Here is a 16,472-nt window from a genome sequence, read left to right on the forward strand (position 1 = left end):
ACGGGGCGGGCGTGAGGGGTTCAGGGCGCGCAGCGCAGGTTGCGGGCCTGGCCTTCGGAGCCCTTGTCGCTGTTGCTGCCGCCGCAGCCGGCCAGGGCCAGGCTCAGACCCAGACACAGCGCCAGGCAGGCGCGCAGGCCGAGCCGGCGGGGCGTGCGGACGCCGTCGGAAGTGAGGTGGTTCATGGTGTGGGGAATCTCAGGGGATGGAGGAGGGCCCGGTCGGGTGCCGGGATGCAGGTCATGCTATGTGTGCTTATTTGCATTTGTGTGACTCTGTGCATTTCGATGGGTGGGGCCTCCGGGGTCCGTCGTGCAGGTCTGCGTTGCCGGGTGCGCCGAAACGCGGACAATCCCCTGTGCCCTTCATTCCTGCGTCCATGACTGACCAAGCCGCCGCTCCCGCCTTCAAGCTCCCCCAGCCCCGCCATGCCAGCCGGGTGCCGGCCCACATCACGCCGGAGCTGCTGGAGCGGGTGCGCCAGGGGGCGTACAACCTGCCGCAGGTGGTCAAGCCGGCGGACTTCATCCCCGAGGACAGCCCGAACCTGGAGCAGCACCTGGACGGCCTGGGCTTGATCCTGCTGCAGAAGGCGGTGCCGCATCAGCGGCCCAGCCGCTGGATCTCGCCCAGCCTGATCGACAGCGCGTTGCGACACCTGGACGAGGTGGGCGTGGGCCGCGAGACGCGGGCCATCATGATCGAGCGGGCCGCCACGCTGGAGGCCCTGGGCATCACCCGCGCCACCCAGGACGGGCCGGGCGACGGCTGGGAGCGCCTGTTCCGCCAGCCACTGCCGGTGCGCCACGCGGCCTGGCAGGGCAAGGGGCTGGATGTGGGCTTCCGGGCCCCCATCCCGGCCGAACCGGTCTGGGCCTTCTTCCGCCACGGCGACAAGCGGGCCCTGCTGGGCGCGCTGGCCGAGCAGCCGCGCTGGCCCGATGCCGCCGAGCTGGCGGCCCACCTGGACGCGCTGGCCGAGCGCAGTGCCTGGTGCGACGAGAAGGCGATGGACTCGTTGCTGCCGCGCCTGCAGGCCGAATGCCTGCGCCCGCAGAGCCTGGCCGAGCTGAAGGCCGCCTGCACCCGCGCCCAGGACCGCTGGGAACGCCAGGTCAACGAGCAGCAGACGCTTTCCAGCCTGAACCACGAGCTGGCCTTCCAGGGCTACCCGGACAGCTTTCCGATCGCCCGGCAGTTGAAGCGCCAGGTCACCCTCTTCGTCGGCCCGCCCAACAGCGGCAAGACCCACGCCGCCTTCGAGCGCCTGTCCCAGGCCCTGGACGGCGCCTACCTGGCGCCGCTGCGTCTGCTGGCGCTGGAAGGGCGTGACCGCCTGGTGGCCAAGGGCGTGCCCTGCTCGCTGCTGACCGGCGAGGAGAACGTGCCGGCCGACGGCGCCCGCGTGGTGTCGTCCACCATCGAGATGGTCAACACGCGCGACCCGATCGACGTGGCGGTGATCGACGAGGCCCAGATGCTGTTCGATAACTCGCGCGGCTGGGCCTGGACCCAGGCCATCGTGGCGGTGCCCGCGCGCGAGCTGGTGATCATCTGCTCCGAATACGCGGTGCCGGCCATCGAGAGCCTGCTCAACCTCTGCGGCGAAAGCCCGGTGGTGCGCAAGTTCGTGCGCAAGCAGCATGTGGAGCTGCTGAAGTCGCCGGTGCCCATCAATGCGCTGAAGAAGGGCGACGCGGTGGTGGCCTTCAGCCGCCGCGAGGTGCTGATGCTGCGCGACCAGATCGCCGCGGTGGGCCACCCGGTGTCGGTCGTCTATGGCGCGCTGCCGCCCGAGGTGCGCCGGCGCGAGGCCGAGCGCTTCGCCACCGGCGAGTCGCACATCCTGGTGGCCACCGACGCCATCGGCATGGGCCTGAACCTGCCGATCCGGCGGGTGCTGTTCTCCACCATGACCAAGTTCGACGGCGTGGGCGACCGGCCGCTGAGCGAGTCCGAGGTGCACCAGATCGCCGGCCGGGCCGGCCGCTTCGGTCTGCACGAAGAGGGCTTCACCGGCGTGCTGCACGAGGCCGAGCCCGGCGCGGCCCGGGCCCTGAAGGAACTGCTGCCGCGCACCCCGCGCGCGCCGCGCAACTTCAAGGCGCCGGTGGCGCCCAACTGGTGGCATGTCAGCACCATCGCCCAGCGCCTGGGCAAGCAGCGCCTGCAGGAGGTGCTCAACGTCTTCATGGACCAGCTGCGCCTGGACAACGCCCACTTCCAGGTGGCCGAGCTGGAGCAGATGCTGGACCTGGCCGGCGAACTGGACCGCAACGCCGCCAGCCTGAGCCTGCGCGACCGCTTCGTCTACGCCCAGGCGCCGGTGGACGCGCGCACCGAGACCCTGGTGCAGGACTTCCTGGGCTGGGCCTGGGAACATGCGCAGAAGGGCAGCGTGAGCCGCCCCGGCGTGCTGGACGAGGTGGACGAGCACAGCCGCCTGGACCGCATGGAGCAGGCCCTGCGCACCTGCACGCTGTGGCTGTGGCTGGACCTGCGCTTTCCCGGCATCTACGGCCAGGTGGACGAGGTGGTGGGCCTGCGCAGCCGCCTGAACGACGGCATCGAGCGCCAGCTCAAGGGCAAGAAGCCGCTGTGGCAGATGCGCCAGCGGGGCCGGGCGCGGCGTTAACCAGCGCGCCCATGAGGTCACGCAGATTGCGACCGAACTGCACGCCCAAACGCCCCCCGGTTCCCAGGAGGCCTGGCTCAGACGATGATCGGCGGGGGCTCAAACGCTTGGGGTTCGCAAGGGGAGAGACATTGAAGACACACGCGATCCGTGGCCTGGCGATCCTCCTCGGCCTGAGTCTCCCTTGCTTGGTGGGCGCCTCCGATGTCAGCCCGATACCGAGCGCCTCTCGCATGACCGACGTCGCCCCGGCGGCCGTGCCGTTCGACCTCGCCACGCTGAAGATGCATTGGAGGCGGCGCATCGAGGCGATGCGGGCAACAGGCGTCCTTCCCCTCATCGACGTCGAGTCCAACCTGGGGGACGACCTCGACATCCAGGTCTTTGCGCGTCAAATGGACGGCGAGGGCGTGGCGCTCATCGCATTTTCCGCAGTCCCTCAGGGACGCGGCTGGAACGACGCCGCGCGCCATGCGGTGGCGGCGGATCCCTGGCGCTACATCCCCGCCGGCAACGGCGGGCTGCCGCCGGACTGGAAGAGGGATCCGGTGGAGTTCGCCAGGGCGTCGCGCGAACACACGCGCAGCGACGGCTATCCCCTGATGGGGGAATACGAGTTCCGGCACTATCCTTCGCCGGACCAGATTCAGCGCGGGCACAGGGAACGCGACGAGGATCTGCCAATCGATGGTCCCGCAGGGCATGAGCTCTTTCGCTTCTCGGCCGAAAGCGGCATCTCGTTCCAGATCCATCACGAGATCGAGGACCAGACCCTGGCGCCGCTGGAGAAGATGCTCACGCAGTACCCCAAGGCCAAGGTGATCTGGTGCCATCTGGCCCAGATGCGCTACCAGAGCCGCAACACGGTCTACGGTCCGGACTACGTGCGCAAACTGATCGAGGCCCACCCCAATCTCTACTTCGATCTCTTTTCCGGTCCTCCGGATCACGTCTACCCCGGCAGCGGGGAATACGCCGGAAGATACTGGGATCGCTCGACTGGCAAGCTCAAACCCGAATGGGCGACCTTGATCGCCGATCACCCATGGCGGTTCATGGTCGCGCTCGATCTCAACCCGTTCATCATGAAGGCTTTCCCGCGCAAGGTGGCCGTGCAACGGGCTGTCTTGGACAGTCTGCCTCCCTCGGCGCGGGAGATCGTGGCCTACAAGGCAGCCTGGAAGCTGTTGTTCAACGAAGAGATCTGATCGGCGCAGGCGCCCCGGGTGACGCTGGGGGCGCCAGGACTGCCTCAGGCCGCCTGCAACAGCGTTGTCGCGATCGCTTCGCCCACCGCCGCCGTGCCGGCGCTGCCGCCCAGGTCGGGTGTCTTGGGGCCGCTCACCAGCACGGCCTCGATGGCCTGAACGATGGCGTCGTGGGCGGCCCGGCAGGCCGCGGAGTCCGCCGTGTCGCCCTGGCCGAGGAACTGCAGCATCATCGCGCCCGACCAGATCATGCCGATCGGGTTGGCGATGCCCTGGCCGAAGATGTCCGGCGCCGAGCCGTGCACCGGCTCGAACAGCGAGGGAAAGCGCCGCTCCGGATTCAGGTTGGCCGACGGGGCGATGCCGATGGTGCCGGTGCAGGCCGGTCCCAGGTCCGACAGGATGTCGCCGAACAGGTTGGAGGCCACCACCACGTCGAAGCGCTCGGGGCTGAGCACGAAGCGCGCGGCCAGAATATCGACGTGGTACTTGTCCCAGCGGACCTCGGGATACGCCTGCGCCATGGCCTCCACCCGCTCGTCCCAGTAGGGCATGCTGATGGCGATGCCATTGGACTTGGTGGCCGATGTCAGGTGCTTCTTGGGCCGGGCCTGGGCCAGCTCGAAGGCATAGCGCAGGATGCGGTCGGTGCCCTGGCGGGTGAAGACCGATTCCTGCAGCACCGTCTCGCGCTCGGTGCCCTCGAACATGCGACCGCCCACCGACGAGTATTCGCCCTCGGTGTTCTCGCGCACGACCAGGAAGTCGATGTCGCCCACGCGCTTGCCCGCCAGCGGGCAGGGCACACCGGGCATCAGCCGCACCGGCCGCACATTGGCGTACTGGTCGAACCGGCGGCGGAACTGCAGCAGCGAACCCCACAGCGAGATGTGGTCCGGCACCTTGGCGGGCCAGCCCACGGCGCCGAAGTAGATGGCGTCGAAGTCACGCAGCTGCTCGAACCAGTCGGCGGGCATCATCGTGCCGTGCTGCAGGTAGTGGTCGCAGTGGGCCCAGTCGAAGGTGGTGAAGGCCAGGTCCAGGCCGAAGCGCCGGGCGGCAGCCTGCAGCACGCGCAGGCCTTCGGGCATCACTTCCTGGCCGATGCCGTCGCCGGCGATCACGGCAATCCGATGGGTCATTTCTGCAACTCCTGAACAAGGGTGGGACACGGGCTGTGCAGCTTATCGGCAGCGCCAGAACGCACGATCCTCACGCACCGTGATTGCCGTGAACATGCTTCGTGAACGCTGAAGTATTCCCCGCCGGGGACCTGCACCGGCACCTCAGGGTTTGTTGGCGCTGGTCATCGGTCCGCAACTTGCTAGCCTGTTGTCCGCAAAAGGCTCCCTGGGGAGGGGGCAGGGACGCAGACGGTGGTGGTGATTGGCAGTGCCGCGACAGGCGGCGGGACGCGGCCCGGCGTGTTGGCCGGGCAGTGGGTGCAGGCCTTCAGCCGGCAGGTGATGGCCTTGCAGCGCCAGGCGCGCGAGCCGATGTCGGCCCGTTGGCTGGCCCAGGCACTGGCACCGCTGGGTGAACTGGTGCCGTTTTCGCGCGCCTGGTGGGGCCAATGCTCCTCGGGCGCCGATGAGGCCCCGCCCACCAACTGGCTGCATGGCAGCCTGCACCTGGCCCTGTCCTTCGGGGCGGAGTGGAACGAGGTCGGCCAGGCCGACCGTTTCGCCCGGCAGTCGCTGCGCCACCTGGGCCAGGTCTGCCGCTCCAGCGGCCACCGCTCGGCCGGCGATGCGCTGGAGTCCTTCTCGCGGCGGCACGACATCTTCCACGCCATGGCCATCTCGATGGACCTGCCGGCCAGCGGCTTCCGCTTCTTCGTTTCGGTCTACCGGGGCGAGAGCGAGCGGGCCTTCAGCGAGTTGGAGGCCATGGTCTTCGGCGAGTTCTGCCAGCACCTGATGCAGCTGTGGCAGCAGCGGGTCTGGGAGTCGCTGGGCCTGTCCCAGGCCGGGGAAGGGGACCAGCGCGCCCTGTGCGATGCCCAAGGCCGGCTGATCTACCTGGGCCGTTCGGTGGCCCAGACCCTGGCCCGGCATCTGAACAACTGGCAAGGCGAGGTGTTGCCGGGCGAGTGGCTGGACAACGGGCCGGCGCCCCGGCTGCTGCCCCTGGGCGCGCGCGAGGCCCTGCGGGTGCAGCGTCAGGGCGGGCTGCTGGCGCTGTCGCTCGGGCCGGCCACTGCGGGCCCGCTGCCGCCGCGGGAACTGGCGGTGGCCTGGCGCTTTGCCCAGGGCCAGTCGCACAAGGCCATTGCGCTGGAACTGGGCCTGAGCCCGGCCACCGTGCGCACCTACCTGCGCGATGCCTACCAGCGCCTGGGCGTGGACAACCGGGTCGCGCTGATCCACCGTCTGGCCGCGCTCGATGGGGGCGCGGCCAGTTAGTGGGCCAGTGGGTGGTCGATCAGGCCTGCCGCGGCAGGACGTTGTGGCGCATGCCGCACTGGCAGGCGTAGGGGTTGTAGGCCCCCCAGTTGAGGGACTGCTCGATCTGCCGGGCGCGGCTGGCCTGGGCGGTACTGACCTTGGCGTTGAGGGCAGAGCCGAGGGTGGCGTAGTCTCCCGTGCCCATCACCACGTTGCCGCCCACCATGGTCAGCAGCACCGAGTTGCGGCCCAGGGCCTCGTCACTGGCCTGCATGAAGTTGTTCTCCAGGACGATGAGGTCGGCGTACTTGCCCACTTCGATCGAGCCGATGTTCTGCTCCATGCGCAGCTGCCAGGCCGAGTTCAGGGTGATGGCGCGCAGCGTGTCGGCGCGGCTCAGGGCCGGGTCGCTGTTGATGGGGCCTGTGTAGTTGGGGTTGGTGTAGGCGGCGCTGTTGGGGTTTTGCGGGTCGCCGGAACGGGTGACGGCGCACTTGAGGGCCAGGAACTCGTCCATGGGGTCGATCGGCCAGTCGCTGCCGAAGCCCACCCGGGCGCCGGCGTTGCGCACGCTGCCGAAGGGCTCCATGCGCTGGAAGCGGTCCTCGCCCAGGTGGTACTGGGTGTCTCCGACCGAATAGCCCGCCTGCTGGGCCCATTGGAAGGCGAAGCTGGCCATCACGTCCAACTGGGCGTAGCGGGGGTAGTCCGCCACGGCCACGGTTTCGTTGTGGGCGATGACCGGGCGGAAGGTGGTGCTGGACACCTGCGTGCGGGCGTAGGCCACGGCGTCCAGCACCTGGCGCACGGTGCGCTCGCCGGTGGCGTGCACGTGGGGGTCGAAGCCACTGCTGGCGATGGCGGCCATCAGCGGGTTGAGCACCGAGGGCGGGAAGTAGTCGGCCCCGGTGTTGGTGCCTGGCACCCAGTTGGGGGCAGCATCCGTGCCCGCGTTGGTGAAGTAGGGAGTGAGCAGGCCGCCGGTGTCGGCGGGGGCGTTGACGACACCGTCGCCGAACAGCTTGAGGTGGCGGAAGCGGATGCCGGGGGTGACCTGCGGTTCGCCCTGGTCATAGGTGTTGGCCAGCGTCGCGGCTGCCGCCACGGCCGCGGCGGGGTCGGTGGCGGCGTCTTCGGGTGCGATCTGGATGGCGAAGAAGGCGCGGGCGGTCAGCTCGCCGGACTTCTGTAGCGCGGTGAAGGCCGAACCCTGGGCATCACCTGCCGAGGCGTCCATGAAGGTGGTGATCCCCGACCTGCGCATCTGGGCCAGCGCGGCGCGGGCCTGGTTGAGCTGATCGGCTTCGGTGTCGGGCGGAATGACGGCCGACACGGCCCAGCCGGCGGCGTCCTCGCAGATGCCGGTGGGGTTGCCGTCGGCGTCGCGGTCAAAGCTGCCGCCCGTGGGGTCGGGCGTGTCACGGGTGACGCCGGCCAGGGCCAGGCCGCGGCTGTTGGTCAGCACCGTGTGGAAATCGGACGAGCGCACGAGGATGGGGCGGCTGGTGTGCAGCGCATCCAGCGTCTCCTTGGTCGGGTCCGTGTCCAGCGATTGGGTGCTCTGGCGATCCCAGTTGACCACTTCCAGCCAGGTGTCGGGCTCCTGGTCGGCCGTGCTGTCCAGAAAGCCCTGGATGAGGGTCTGCATCTGGGCGCGGGTCAGCGGGGCGTAGTTCAGGTTGGCCTGGAGCAGGGCGCGGCCACCGGCCAGGGGGTGCATGTGGGCATCGACAAAGCCGGGCATCAGCATGCGCCCGGCCAGGTCGATGACCTGGGTGTTGGGGCCGATGTAGGCGGCCGCGCTGCTGTTGCTGCCCACATGGACGATCAGGCCGTCGCGCACGGCCACGGCCTGCTGCACGGCGTCGTGCTCGTCCACGGTGTAGACATAGCCGTTGCGCAGCACGGTGTCGGCCGGCGCGGGATCGCTGCTGTCGCCGCTGCAGCCCACCAGCAATTCGGTGGGGGCCAGCAGGGCCACGAAGGCGGCGCCCATGCTGCGGCGGCGGGTGAACGAGGTGGGTTGGTCTGACATGGCGGACTCCGTCAACGGCAACAAGGTTGGCCGTCAAGGTAGTCCGGGTCAGGGCGTTTGCCCCCTCCGCAGATGCGGAAGGGGTGGGGCAAACGGGGAGGCCTTCAGGCCAGCTTGAAGAAGGACACTTCCTGGCTGAGCTGGTGGGCCGAGTCGGCCAGGGCGGTGGCGGCCGAGGTGGTCTGCTCCACCAGCGCGGCGTTCTGCTGCGTGGCGCTGTCCAGGGCCTGCACGGCCGATTCCACCTCGCCGATGCTGCGCGACTGGCTGCGTGCCGAGTCGGCCAGCGTGCCCATCAGGCCGCTGGCCTGGCCGGCGTTGCTGACCACATCCTGCATGATCTCGCCGGCGCGCGTGACCACCTGGGTACCGCTCTCCACCTTCTCGATGCTGCTCTGGATCAGGCTCTTGATCTCGCGGGCGGCGGTGGCGGAGCGGCCGGCCAGGGCGCGCACCTCGGAGGCCACCACCGCGAAGCCGCGGCCTTGCTCGCCGGCGCGGGCGGCTTCCACCGCCGCGTTCAAGGCCAGGATGTTGGTCTGAAAGGCGATGCCGTCGATCACGCCGATGATCTCGCCGATCTTGGACGAGGCGGTCTGAATGTCCTCCATGGTGCGCACCACCTCGCTGATCGCCTCGCCGCCACGCTGGGCGGCCTCGGCGTTGGCGCTGGCGCTGCTGGCGGCCGTGTGCACATGCTGTGCGGCGCTCTTCACCGACTCGGCAATCTGGGCCATGCTGGCCGCGGTTTCCTGCAGGTTGGCCGCGTTCTGCTCGGTACGCTGGGACAGGTCCTGGGACGCCGAGGCGATCTCGCGCGAGGCGGTCTGCACCGTGGCCGAGCCCTGCAGCACGGTGGCGACGATGCGCCGCAGGCTGGTCTGCATCTCGCCCAGCGTGGTCATCAGTTGGGCGGCCTCGTCCTTGCCCCAGGGGGTGGGGGCGGTGGTCAGGTTGCCCTGGGTGATCTGGCGCAGGTGTTCCGACACCTCGCGCAGGCCGCCCATCATCACCCGGTAGAAGGCCAGCAGCAGGTAGCCGGCGATGGCCAGGCACAGCAGGCTCATGCCCAGCTCCAGATAGAAGGTGTGCCACAGGCGGTCGATGCGGGCCTGCAGCCGCTCCTCCAGGCGCTGGGTCACGGCCGCACACAGGGCGGCCTGCTTGTCCACGGCGGCCTGGCCGACCTGCCGGAATTCGGTGGCCGTGCCGCTGAGCTGGCTGCCCATCAGCTGGGTGCCGATGGCCGTACGGAAGGCATTCGACGCGGCGTCGGTGCCTTTCATGTCGAACTGGGCCGCCGTCTCCGGGAAGGCCTCGATGCCCTCGGTGTATTCGTTCTCGACGTCGTCGTCGAGGTACTGCTGCATGGTCTGCCACTCGTCGATGCGGGTGCGCCGCTCGGGTGTCATCTGCTGGCTGGACAGCACCAGATGCCCCAGGGCCAGCAGGCGTGCGGTGTTCTCGTACTGCCTGGGCCCACGCACCAGCGAGAACGCGACCATGTGGTAGGTGTCCCCTTCGGGGTCGAGGATCAGGCCGGAGCCGTCGGTGATCTCGCGCACCAGGGTCAGCAGGGCCGCCACATAGGCATCCTGCCGTTCGAAGGTCTCGTCCGGGCTGCCGGCTACGGGCTGGCTCTGCAGCGGGCCGTGCAGGCCACGCAACTTCTCGAAGCTCTCTGCCGTCCTGAAGCTCTCGCCGTATTGGCGCTGTGCGGCTTCCAGCTTGTCGAAGCTGCCCTGCACCTGCTGCTGCAGCTGCGCCAGGTCCGGCGCCTGTTCCACGGCCGCCAGGCGGCGGGCCTGGGCGTTGCGCATCAGATCCAGGGCTGTGCGGACGTATTGCAGGCCGTCCTGCTCCATCCGGGTGGCGTGGACCTGGTTTTGCGTGTCACGCCAGAGGTAGGTCATCAGCACCACCAGCGGAATCATGAAGGCCACCGACACCCAGGCCGCCTTGCCCGGAAAGCTCAGCCGCCGGAACAGTCGAATGCCGGGCGCCAACCACCCGTGATAGCGGAAGAACTCACCGAAACCGGAGTCGAGCGCGCGCTGGGGCGCGCCATGCGAGGCAGGCAGGGACATGGTGGGCCGAGGTTGGTCAGGAATGCCTGAATTCTCGGCAGGTCGATCTGAGGTGAGCCGGCGAAATGCGGGGTGGATGTTGCCCAGATCCCGCTTTGGTGAGCATGCAACTGTCCTGCTCGGGTACCCTGCGCCCCGTTGACCGGCACGATGCAGTTGACCGACGGGAGAAGGCAAGACATGACGTGGGCGTTTGGGATTGAAATATTGATGTTGCTGGTTGCCTTCGGCCTGGGCGGCTGGGGTGTTCGCAGCCACAGGCGGGCCGGCTGGTCCTGGTCGCGGTGTTTGGGGCTGGGCTGGGATCGGCAGGCGGCCCGTGATCTGCTGATGGGCCTGCTCATCACCGGGTCGGCCATGGCGGGGGTTTACGGCATCGAGGTCTGGACCGGGATGGTTCAGAGTCTGCCGGCTCCCGGTGGGCGGGGGTTGCTGCCCCGGGCCCTGTGGATGGCATTGGCCGTTCTGAAGGAAGAAGTCATCATGCGCAGCCTCCTGCTGGGGGGCCTGGTGCTTGTCCTGCAGGGGCAGCGGTGGCACCGGAGCCAGGCGGTGCTGATCAGCGCGGTGGCTTTCGGCTGCATCCACCTGAGCAACCCCTCTGCCAGCGCGCTGTCCGTGCTGGGCAACACGCTGGGCGGGGTCATCTACGGCGTGGCCTTCGTGGCCACTGGTCGCATCTGGATGTCCCTGGGCCTGCATTTCGCCTGGAATTTCGTGCAGGGGCCGGTGTTCGGCTTTCCCGTCAGCGGCCTGGTCGCCGGGGGACTTTTCAGCATCCAGCCCGTGGGAGCGGCTTGGCTCAGCGGCGGGGCCTACGGACCCGAGGCCGGCGCCGTGGGCATGGCCTCACGCGGCTGGATCCTGCTGATGCTCTGGCTCAGCCTGGCCCGACGGCCCGCCAACTGCCTCGCACAGTCCAGCGCACAAGCCCCGCGCTGAAGGGGCAGCAAGGCCGGCGGCGGCTCACTTGCCCTGGGTGGCGGTGTCGCCGCAGCGGGCGCTGTCGCTGCCGTCCCCGCAGGCCTGCTCACGCACGTAGCGCTGCACCAGCGCGAAGAAGCGGTCGTAGAAGCTGCCGGCGGGAATGGTCTCGCTGCCCACCCGCACCAGGGAGTCGTCCGACGAGGACAGCGGGATGGAGAAGGAGCCCACCGGCAGGCCCACGCTGGCCGAGGTCGAGGCCTTCTTCAGGGCGTAGCGCTCCTGCACCGCATTGACGAAGGCGGTGGAGAGCTTGGGCTCGCGCGGGTCGGCGGCGCAGGTGATGGTGAAGTTGATCTCCACGTGCATCTCGCCATCGGGCTGGAAGCGCTTGTTGCCGGTCACTACGTCCTTGCTGGCGGTGTTGATCACATAGCCCTGGCTCAGCAGGGCCAGGCGGGCGGCCTCGCAGGTGGAGGCGGCATCGGCGTCGAACAGCCGAGAAAAGGTTTCATCCGCCTTGAAATGTTCGTTTTGGTAGACCGAGGCCGCCTTGCGGGTCTCGGTGCTGCAGCCGGTGATCACCACGGCCAGCAGCAGGCAGGCCCCCACCCCGGCGTGGCGCCACCTGGCGCGCGGCAGATTCATGTTCATGCTCCCAAAGACTCGGATTCCATCCTGCGGGTTCCCGGCAGAAACGCGGCGGCAACACGGCCGGGAATCTGGCCGGGATTATCCGGCGCGCCGTGACAGCTTGCCGACGCTCACCGCGGCAGGCACACCCAGGGCCTGGTCCAGACGCTGGCGCGGGGCCCGCTGCAGTCGGCACAGCGTGGCGTGCCCCACCGGCATGCCGTCCAGCCGGTCCTCGAAGCGCCGGGCCACCTCGTCCTGCAGTCGGGCCAGCAGGTGGGCCGTGAGGGTGGCGTCGGACAGGGCCCGGTGGGCCCGGCCGTCGCGCGCCAGGCCCAGCCAGCCGGCCAGATCGCTCAGCCGGTGCGAGGGCGCCTGGTCGAACAGGCGCCGGCTCAGCAGCAGGGTGCACGCGAAACCGGGGCCTTCGCCCAGCGGGCGGCCGGCCCGGGCGGCCTCGGCCAGCCAGAAACCGCGGTCGAAGGCGGCGTTGTGGGCCACCAGCGGGCAGTCGCCGACGAAGTCCAGCACCTCGCGCATCACCTGCTCGGCCGGCGGGGCCTGGGCCAGCATCGCGTTGCTGATGCCGGTCAGGCGCTCGATGAAGGGCGGCACCCGCACATCCGAGCGCATCAGGCTCTGGTAGTGGCCCACCACCTGGCCGCCGCGCAGCAGCACGGCCGCGATCTCGGTGGCCCGGGCCCCCTGCTGGGGCCCCATGCCGGTGGTTTCGAAGTCGATGACGGCTAGGGTTTCTACTGAGTTCTCCGCGGAATCGGCGATCATGCCGGGATTGTGCCGCGCCCCCGACCCCGGGCACGGTTCCTGCCTCAGCTTTCGCATGTCCGATCTCACCGCGCCGTCCCCCCACACGCCCTTCGAGGATGCCCAGGCCATCTTCACCGGCACCCTGTTCATCTCGCTGGCGCTCATCCTGTTCAACCAGGTGGGCATGATCACCGGTGGCACCGCTGGCGCGGCCTTCGTGCTCAGCCACCTCACCGGCATCAGCTTCGGCAAGCTGTTCTTCGCCATCAACCTGCCGTTCTACGGCTTCTCCTGGAAGCACATGGGGCGGGAGTTCACGCTCAAGACCTTCGGCGCCATCACGCTGCTGTCGCTGATGACCGAGTTCTCGCCGGCGCTCTTCGCCATCGACCGCTTGCACCCGGCCTATGCCGCCATCCTGGGCGGGCTGCTGCTGGGCTCGGGGGTGCTGTTCCTGGCCCGCCACCGGGCCAGCCTGGGCGGGGCCACGGTCATCTCGCTGTACCTGCAGCAGTCGCGCCACTGGCGGGCCGGCAAGATCCAGATCGGCATGGACCTGGCCGTGCTGGCCACCGCGGCCGCCGTGCTGCCACCGCCCAAGCTGGGCTATTCGGTGCTGGGCGCCGTGGTGATGGGCCTGTTCATCGCCATCAACCACCGGCCCGGCCGCTACAACGGCACCTGACCGCCCAGGGGCCGGTGCTAAACTCCGACGCTGTTGGTGCCTGGGCCATTCCTTCTGGTGGCCTGGGGTAAACGGGAAGCAGGAAGGCCAGTCTCCACGAGATGCGCCCAACCTGCGCTGCCCCCGCAACGGTAAGCGGACGTGGTGTCCGGGGAGCCTCTTCCCGCACCGCCGCTCGTGCTCCCGGTCACTGAGGGTGATCCCCTCGGGAAGGCCGCACGGGTCGTTCCGCCAGCCCGGATACCGGCCAACGGGGGGTGGGGTGCTTCGGTGCCTCCGCCATGGGGTGACGACCTGCGGGGAAGCCGGTCGTCGCGTGGCCGTGATGGCTGTCGTGTCCGGTGTGCCGCCTGCTGAACAGGCCCGCCGCCGTCGGCTGCCGGCTCTGTTCGAGCGAGTCCTCTCATGTTCCTGCGCACGCCTGTCGCGCTTGCCGTGGCGCTGTCCGCGCCCGTGTTCGTCCACGCCCAGACTTCGGGCACGAACCTTCCCGCCACCGACACCACCGACTACGTCGTCACCGCCAGCCGCATGCCCGAATCGGCTGCGCAGGCCGTGCGGCCGGTCACCGTCATCACCGCCGAGGACATCCGCCAGTCCGGCGCCGGGTCCGTCACCGACCTGCTGCGCACCTTGGGTGGCGTGGAGATCACCCAGAACGGCGGCCTGGGCAGCAGCAGCAGCGTGTTCATCCGCGGTGCCAACAGCGACCACACGGTGGTGCTGGTCGACGGTGTGCGCATCGGCTCGGCCACCCTGGGCACCGCCGCCTTCGAGTCGATTCCGCTCGCCCTGATCGAGCGCATCGAGGTGCTGCCCGGCCCCTCCAGCAGCCTGTACGGCTCGGACGCCATCGGCGGCGTGATCCAGATCTTCACCAAGAGCGCCAAGCGCTCGCCGGGTGCCTCCGTGGCCCTGACCGCCGGCAGCCACGATCTGCGCCAGGCCGCGGCCAGCTATGCCGCCGCCCTGGGCGAAGGCACTCAGCTTTCGCTGGGCTTGAACTACCTGAGCACCGACGGCATCAACGCCACCACGCCGGACAACACCTACAACTACAACCCCGACCGCGACGGCCTGCTGCAGCGCAGCGGGCAACTGCGGCTGACCCAGCAGATCAACGCCGACCACGAGGTGGGCGTTCAGTGGCTGCGCAGTGCCAGCAAGGGCCGGTTCGACGACGGTCCCGGCATCGACAGCTACAGCGACTCCCTCACCCAGACCCTGGGGGCGCACTGGAACGGCCAGCTGGCCCAGAGCTGGCGCAGCGAACTGAGCGTGGCCCGCTCGCTGGACCAGTCCACCGCCCACAGCAGCTTCCCCGGCACTTTCGACACCCGCGAAGACCAGGCCAGCTGGCTCAACCGCCTGGCCGCCTTCGGTGGCACGGCCACCGTGGGCCTGGAATGGCTCAAGCAGAGCGTGGACAGCACCACCGCCTACACCGTGGACCAGCGCACCGTGCGCAGCGCCCTGGTGGGCTGGAAGGGCCAGATCGGCGAGCACGCGCTGCAGGCCGATGTGCGCGAGGACCGCAACAGCCAGTTCGGCCACCACACCACGGCCCAGCTGGGCTGGGGCTGGCAGCTGGCGCAGGACTGGCGCCTGCGGGCCGCCTGGGGCAGTGCCTTCCATGCGCCGACCTTCAACACCCTGTACTACCCCGGCTTCGGCAATGCCGATCTGAAGCCCGAGAAGTCCGACAGCTATGAGCTGGGCCTGGACGGCAAGCTGGCTGGCCTGGAGCTGGGCGCCACGGTGTTCGACAACCACATCCGCGACCTGATCGACTACGCGCCGCCCGACTATCTGCCGGCCAACGTCAACAAGGCCCGCATCACCGGCCTGAGCCTGAAGCTGGGCGGCCTGCTGATCGACCGCGACACCCGCTTCAAGGCCAACCTGACCTGGCAGGACCCGAAGAACGACGAGACCGAGCAGATGCTGCGCCGCCGTGCGCGCGTCTACGGCGGCCTGCACCTGACCCACAACGCCGGCCCGGCCCAGATCGGCACCGACCTCAGCTGGGTGGGGCGTCGCTACGATTCGGCCGACCAGTCCGCCGGCAGCGCCATGGGCGCCTACGGCCTGGTGGCCGTCTTCGGCAGCTGGGCCTTCACGCCCGAGTGGCGCCTGGAAGCGCGGGTGAACAACCTGGGTGACAAGCGCTACACCACCGCCCAGGGCTACAGCGCGCCGGGCCGCGAAGGCCAGGTCACGCTGCGCTGGACGCCGGCGCTCTGACCGGCTGAGCGCCCCAGCCCCGGCTCCACGGCTCGCCCGCCACCTGCGCACCATGTCCTTCGCGACCGTGCCACCGCCCCCGACCCGCCCGTCTGCCCACCTGGCCGCCGGGACGGGCCGCCGGCGCGTGGTCGCGCTGGCGGCGGTGGCCTTGGTGCACGGCGTGCTGGCCGCCGCCATCTGGGGCCCCGGGGTGGGCGGCCGGTCGGCTTCGGAGCCTGCCGCCCCCTCGGGGCAACTGGTGATGCTCACCCTGCCGCTGTCGGTGCCCACGCCGACGGTGCCGGCCGCGCGCCCGGGACGGGGCCAGCCACCGGCCGAAGACCGCGGCCAACCGCAGGGCGCGCTGTCCGCGCCCGTCGCGCCGGCACCGGCCGTGCCGATGCTGGCCGCGCAGCCCCCGGCCATCGCGCGGGTGGCCCAGGCGTCCCCGGTGGTGGCCACTGCATCCTCGGGGCCCGCGCCGGCCAGCCACGCCGAGGGCACGCCGGGCCAGGCCGTGGCCAAGGCCGCCAGCGCCGCCACCCCGCTCGCGGCGGCCGGCGGCGCCAACCATGGCGCCCGCGCCATGCCGGGCAATGCCTTGCCGCCGTACCCGGAAGCCGCCCGCGAGGATGGCCTGGAAGGCCTGGTGCGCCTGGCGGTGGAGGTGGATGCCCAGGGCCGCGTGAGCGCGGTGCGCTGGGACGCCCGCTCGGGCGTCATGCTGCTGGACATTGCCGCGCGCGACGCGGTGCGGCTGTGGCGCTTCGAGCCGGCCCGCCAGGATGGCCAGGCCGTGGCCAGCACCGTGCGCGTGGCCCTGCAGTTCCGCCTGGACGCCCCGGTGGGCTGGGTGGCCCAGGCCGACACCCGCTGATCGGCCC

Annotated in this window: 13 protein-coding genes and 1 riboswitch; of the genes, 7 read left to right on the forward strand and 6 right to left on the reverse strand. The window is 69.9% G+C overall.

Annotation, left to right across the window (positions count from 1 at the left end):
• Positions 1-20: 20 nt before the first annotated feature.
• Complete coding sequence (locus tag LRM40_RS19815) at positions 21-185, reverse strand: hypothetical protein (RefSeq protein WP_170288966.1); 165 nt, start codon at positions 183-185, stop codon at positions 21-23.
• 194 nt (positions 186-379) lie between these two features.
• Here LRM40_RS19815 and LRM40_RS19820 point away from each other — a divergent pair, with 194 nt between their 5' ends.
• Positions 380-2,635 carry a helicase-related protein gene (locus LRM40_RS19820; protein WP_151125644.1) on the forward strand — a complete coding sequence of 752 codons (2,256 nt, stop codon included), beginning with the start codon at positions 380-382 and terminating at the stop codon, positions 2,633-2,635.
• Positions 2,636-2,868: 233 nt separating this feature from the next.
• Complete coding sequence (locus LRM40_RS19825; RefSeq protein ID WP_151125643.1) at positions 2,869-3,843, forward strand: amidohydrolase family protein; 975 nt, start codon at positions 2,869-2,871, stop codon at positions 3,841-3,843.
• A 44-nt stretch (positions 3,844-3,887) separates the two neighbouring features.
• Here LRM40_RS19825 and LRM40_RS19830 read toward each other — a convergent pair whose 3' ends face one another.
• The gene (locus LRM40_RS19830; RefSeq protein WP_151125642.1) at positions 3,888-4,985 is read right to left on the reverse strand and encodes a tartrate dehydrogenase; all 1,098 of its coding nucleotides are present in this window, start codon (positions 4,983-4,985) and stop codon (positions 3,888-3,890) included.
• Between the two features lie 282 nt (positions 4,986-5,267).
• Between LRM40_RS19830 and LRM40_RS19835 the strand changes: the two genes are divergently transcribed.
• Complete coding sequence (locus tag LRM40_RS19835; RefSeq protein ID WP_151125641.1) at positions 5,268-6,248, forward strand: helix-turn-helix transcriptional regulator; 981 nt, start codon at positions 5,268-5,270, stop codon at positions 6,246-6,248.
• 19 nt (positions 6,249-6,267) lie between these two features.
• Here LRM40_RS19835 and LRM40_RS19840 read toward each other — a convergent pair whose 3' ends face one another.
• A complete protein-coding gene (locus LRM40_RS19840; protein WP_211373057.1) occupies positions 6,268-8,265 on the reverse strand; it encodes an amidohydrolase in 1,998 nt (665 codons plus the stop codon).
• Positions 8,266-8,369: 104 nt separating this feature from the next.
• Positions 8,370-10,352: a methyl-accepting chemotaxis protein gene (locus tag LRM40_RS19845; protein ID WP_151125640.1), complete on the reverse strand. Its 1,983-nt coding sequence runs from the start codon at positions 10,350-10,352 to the stop codon at positions 8,370-8,372.
• 210 nt (positions 10,353-10,562) lie between these two features.
• On the opposite strand from LRM40_RS19845, the gene LRM40_RS19850 reads away from it, so the two are divergent.
• Positions 10,563-11,294: a CPBP family intramembrane glutamic endopeptidase gene (locus LRM40_RS19850; RefSeq protein WP_170288965.1), complete on the forward strand. Its 732-nt coding sequence runs from the start codon at positions 10,563-10,565 to the stop codon at positions 11,292-11,294.
• Positions 11,295-11,318: 24 nt separating this feature from the next.
• Here LRM40_RS19850 and LRM40_RS19855 read toward each other — a convergent pair whose 3' ends face one another.
• On the reverse strand, positions 11,319-11,924 hold the full coding sequence (locus LRM40_RS19855; RefSeq protein ID WP_151125638.1) for a DUF2242 domain-containing protein: 606 nt from the start codon (positions 11,922-11,924) through the stop codon (positions 11,319-11,321).
• An 84-nt stretch (positions 11,925-12,008) separates the two neighbouring features.
• On the reverse strand, positions 12,009-12,695 hold the full coding sequence (locus tag LRM40_RS19860) for a 3'-5' exonuclease (protein WP_151125637.1): 687 nt from the start codon (positions 12,693-12,695) through the stop codon (positions 12,009-12,011).
• A gap of 55 nt (positions 12,696-12,750) precedes the next feature.
• Between LRM40_RS19860 and LRM40_RS19865 the strand changes: the two genes are divergently transcribed.
• The 3 genes from LRM40_RS19865 to LRM40_RS19875 all read left to right on the forward strand — a co-directional run bounded on the left by LRM40_RS19865 (position 12,751) and on the right by LRM40_RS19875 (position 16,465).
• Entirely contained in the window at positions 12,751-13,362 is a 612-nt protein-coding gene (locus tag LRM40_RS19865; protein ID WP_151125636.1) for a DUF6198 family protein, read from the forward strand.
• 17 nt (positions 13,363-13,379) lie between these two features.
• Positions 13,380-13,628, forward strand: a riboswitch (cobalamin riboswitch).
• Positions 13,629-13,767: 139 nt separating this feature from the next.
• Positions 13,768-15,606 carry a TonB-dependent receptor domain-containing protein gene (locus LRM40_RS19870; RefSeq protein ID WP_151125635.1) on the forward strand — a complete coding sequence of 613 codons (1,839 nt, stop codon included), beginning with the start codon at positions 13,768-13,770 and terminating at the stop codon, positions 15,604-15,606.
• 52 nt (positions 15,607-15,658) lie between these two features.
• A complete protein-coding gene (locus tag LRM40_RS19875; RefSeq protein ID WP_231067868.1) occupies positions 15,659-16,465 on the forward strand; it encodes an energy transducer TonB in 807 nt (268 codons plus the stop codon).
• The last annotated feature ends 7 nt before the right edge of the window (positions 16,466-16,472 follow it).

It is taken from the genome of Ideonella dechloratans, from assembly GCF_021049305.1.
GTDB lineage: Bacteria > Pseudomonadota > Gammaproteobacteria > Burkholderiales > Burkholderiaceae_C > Ideonella > Ideonella dechloratans.

Coding starts and splice junctions, on each gene's coding strand:
- LRM40_RS19815 (WP_170288966.1), bottom strand. CDS start 185: ATGAACCACCTCACTTCCGACGGCGTCCGCACGCCCCGCCGGCTCGGC.
- LRM40_RS19820 (WP_151125644.1), top strand. CDS start 380: ATGACTGACCAAGCCGCCGCTCCCGCCTTCAAGCTCCCCCAGCCCCGC.
- LRM40_RS19825 (WP_151125643.1), top strand. CDS start 2,869: ATGACCGACGTCGCCCCGGCGGCCGTGCCGTTCGACCTCGCCACGCTG.
- LRM40_RS19830 (WP_151125642.1), bottom strand. CDS start 4,985: ATGACCCATCGGATTGCCGTGATCGCCGGCGACGGCATCGGCCAGGAA.
- LRM40_RS19840 (WP_211373057.1), bottom strand. CDS start 8,265: ATGTCAGACCAACCCACCTCGTTCACCCGCCGCCGCAGCATGGGCGCC.
- LRM40_RS19845 (WP_151125640.1), bottom strand. CDS start 10,352: ATGTCCCTGCCTGCCTCGCATGGCGCGCCCCAGCGCGCGCTCGACTCC.
- LRM40_RS19850 (WP_170288965.1), top strand. CDS start 10,563: ATGTTGCTGGTTGCCTTCGGCCTGGGCGGCTGGGGTGTTCGCAGCCAC.
- LRM40_RS19855 (WP_151125638.1), bottom strand. CDS start 11,924: ATGAATCTGCCGCGCGCCAGGTGGCGCCACGCCGGGGTGGGGGCCTGC.
- LRM40_RS19860 (WP_151125637.1), bottom strand. CDS start 12,695: ATGATCGCCGATTCCGCGGAGAACTCAGTAGAAACCCTAGCCGTCATC.
- LRM40_RS19865 (WP_151125636.1), top strand. CDS start 12,751: ATGTCCGATCTCACCGCGCCGTCCCCCCACACGCCCTTCGAGGATGCC.
- LRM40_RS19870 (WP_151125635.1), top strand. CDS start 13,768: ATGTTCCTGCGCACGCCTGTCGCGCTTGCCGTGGCGCTGTCCGCGCCC.
- LRM40_RS19875 (WP_231067868.1), top strand. CDS start 15,659: ATGTCCTTCGCGACCGTGCCACCGCCCCCGACCCGCCCGTCTGCCCAC.